The organism is Paenibacillus ihuae, assembly GCF_001368795.1.
Lineage (GTDB): Bacteria > Bacillota > Bacilli > Paenibacillales > Paenibacillaceae > Paenibacillus_AQ > Paenibacillus_AQ ihuae.
On record NZ_LN831198.1, the window covers coordinates 1818733 to 1821529 of the forward strand.

The 2797-nt window shown below is 45.7% G+C and carries 5 protein-coding genes; 3 read left to right on the plus strand and 2 right to left on the minus strand.

Translation table 11 applies throughout. The annotated features are described in order from the left end of the window. On the plus strand, positions 1-423 hold a 423-nt coding region (locus tag AQR02_RS08090; protein ID WP_148449141.1), incomplete at its 5' end, for a DUF1775 domain-containing protein. Between the two features lie 467 nt (positions 424-890). Further along, positions 891-1343 carry a hypothetical protein gene (locus AQR02_RS08100; RefSeq protein ID WP_054940140.1) on the plus strand — a complete coding sequence of 151 codons (453 nt, stop codon included), beginning with the start codon at positions 891-893 and terminating at the stop codon, positions 1341-1343. A 428-nt stretch (positions 1344-1771) separates the two neighbouring features. On the opposite strand, the gene AQR02_RS08105 is transcribed toward AQR02_RS08100, so the two are convergent. Then, a complete protein-coding gene (locus AQR02_RS08105; protein WP_209444215.1) occupies positions 1772-2008 on the minus strand; it encodes a hypothetical protein in 237 nt (78 codons plus the stop codon). A 39-nt stretch (positions 2009-2047) separates the two neighbouring features. Further along, positions 2048-2242, minus strand: coding sequence for a hypothetical protein (locus AQR02_RS32345; protein WP_159067709.1), 195 nt, complete (start codon positions 2240-2242; stop codon positions 2048-2050). 24 nt (positions 2243-2266) lie between these two features. On the opposite strand from AQR02_RS32345, the gene AQR02_RS33755 reads away from it, so the two are divergent. Then, a partial coding sequence (locus tag AQR02_RS33755; protein WP_245237216.1) for a fibronectin type III domain-containing protein occupies positions 2267-2797 on the plus strand: 531 nt, incomplete at its 3' end.

Here is a 2797-nt window from a genome sequence, read left to right on the forward strand (position 1 = left end):
AACGTGACCATTGACGGCAATAAAGTCAGCTGGACGGCGACTGGTGAAGGCATTCAGGCCGGCCAGTTCCAGCGCTTTTATTTTACAGCCCAGAACCCTGATACCGCAGGCGACATCGCCTGGGATGCCTACCAGCATTATGCGGACGGCAGCTTAGTACAGTGGTCCGGTGAGGAAGGCACGGATTCCCCGCATTCCATTACCGGGATTATAGAGGCAGCAGGCAGTGACAGCCACTCGCATGGTTCAATGGATATGGACATGGGAAACGGCGGCTCCATGAGTATGGATGAGCACAATGCGATCATGGCGGACGTAGACAAATCCACAGAAACCTCGCCGCTGCTTTATATCACGCTGGGGATCTCTCTGCTGTCTTTTCTGCTTGCGGCGATTAGTCTGCTGCGGGGGAAGAAGGAGTAGGGTTGTGAGAAGTCGGAGTAAATTCTTATAATCTACGATAATGTGAGACTGCGGAATTGCTTCATCCTTTAGGGATGGCGCTATCCGCAGTTTTTTGTTGTGAATAGAGATGGAATTGACTGCATTAGAAATGAATGGGGTTCAGACTTTACGAAGGCGAGGCTGTATTAAAAAAGTGAAACGACTTGAAATTCAGTTCGATAAAAAGAAGCAAGATATAGAACAATGGGTTAAATTTGAAGTTTTGCAGATTTCTTTATTGGGAAAATCACGGAAGGACTGGATAACAACAAAATATTAGAACGGTTTAGAGACGTTAATATATATAATTGGAGTAGAAGAGCTAAAGAGATTTTTCCAAAAAGAAACATTATTTTTGAAGTAGGAAATGAGATTATGGGCGAGCTTGAATTAATTGTTATTTTATATGAAAAGTAATCTAACTATCCGCACAAGGAGAGGAGTTTATGTCGATATCAGCATCGATAGACATTGTCTTAAGCGAGTGTAGCCGTTCGGTTTTATCAGCACCTGATTTATTAGTGAATTTTGTGAGTGAAGGTTGGGATTTCGTCGATGGTAATGGGGAAGTTACAATGCTACCTTTAGGTGATAATGATGATTTCAACTGGACATCTATATCTCTTGATAGAGTAACCTTTTTTAATATATTGCAAGAGAAGCAGAACCTTAAAGAAATCATCGGGATTGAGTTGTTACGAGTGGATTCTGACGTTGGATGCGAATTGCTTATTTTCAATACAAATGATATCGCTCTCAACCTTTCGATTGCTAGAAAGAAAATTGATATTAAAAGTAGTATCGACATTACTGACTTTAGCTGGTACTTGAAAAGAATATTGCCTGTATATAAGAATTCAGGGTTACAGGTGGAGCGAATCAATTGTAATCAATTATGATAAGTAACTAGTATCGGGACAAGAATCGATATTTCCAGATTGCTGATCAGGAATATAGGGATAGGAAAGTGGATGGATTATGGACTCGTTAATGCAGAGGGAAAAACTCCCTCTAATTTTTTCATTTTTGCCAAAAATCAGAACATAGGTGGAAAACCTCCAGCTAAATTCCCTGAAAACGCTGATTGTAGCTCGTAGTGAGAAATTAGTGGGAGGAATTCCCGCTAAGCTTAGGCGGCGTCCCGTTTGGAGGAATTTTGGTGGAGGAAATCAAACTATTATCTTGTAGTCTCATCTAAGCAAACGTTCCACATGTAGTTCCCTTGTACAGATGAAGAACTGACGGGTCTTGATTAATAAGAGTAATATAGCTTTAGTATGTAAAAGCCTCAGACGGCAGAGCCGTCTGAGGCTTATTTGCTGACTGTTTACAGCCGTTTCCGTTTGTAGAAGGTAACAAACGCCGCGGCCAACAGTAGTACGATAATCCTTACGCCGGTAGTAATGGCTTCGCTGATACTGCCTTGCTGCTGTGTGTTGTCTGGGGCGCCGCCCATACCGCCGCCATCGCCAAAGCCGGGCATGCGACCGCCGCCCATGCCGCCGAAGCCGTCAGCGCTGGAAGCAGTGAAGCCGCCGCACTGGCCGGAGACACTCGCAGCCATCGTGGACACGAAGGTCTTCACCGCCTGCAGGTAGCTCTCCTATTGCTCGAACGTGTAGAATGCGGAGAGAGCAGCCTTCGCTTCACTTGCGATCATCTGATCCGGCTCCTCAATCCGAGCCTGGAAGGGGTCATCCTGCAGATAACCGTCCAGCATCTTCCGGATGATCTCGTGGTCGGTCTTTCGCTTCAGGATTTGACTTCCTGACTTGCCGGAGGCTATCTTTGTAAACAAAGATACGGGTTTAGGAGGGAAAGGATGAAAGACTTAAAGACTATACTCATCATCGGTATCATCATTCTGGTCTTAATTGTGGCTGCGGTGGCGCTGGAATGGCTGAAGTCCGCGCGGACTGCGGAAAATTTGTCATCCGGTATACCCTATGATCTGGTTACAACATTTAAAGGGGATGCGGAGACCAGCCGTGCGTTCACCTGGTACACGGGAGACTCCGGCGCTGCCGGTCTGCTGCAAGTAGTAAAAGGCGGGAAAGCCACATTTGACGTTGAAGCTGTAATTAAGGTAGAAGCTGATAATACTGTTATCAAAACAGATAAAGGCAGCAGAGGTGTACATAAGGCAGAGGTAAGCGGGCTTGAGGCAGGTACTTTGTATACATACAGAGTGGGTACGGGCAATGAAGCGGAATGGAGTGCAGCGGCGCAATTTACGACGGCGGAGGCGGACAACGATAGTGTAACATTCATCAATGTAACCGACTCACAGGGGGTGACCGCAGGGGATTTTGAAAGGTGGGGCAAGACGCTGAATAAGGCGTTTCAGACCTTC

Bases quoted from the DNA above. Each gene is read 5' to 3' on its own strand.
- AQR02_RS08105 (WP_209444215.1), bottom strand. From the start codon at position 2,008: ATGGCTGCGAGTGTCTCCGGCCAGTGCGGCGGCTTCACTGCTTCCAGC.
- AQR02_RS08100 (WP_054940140.1), top strand. From the start codon at position 891: ATGTCGATATCAGCATCGATAGACATTGTCTTAAGCGAGTGTAGCCGT.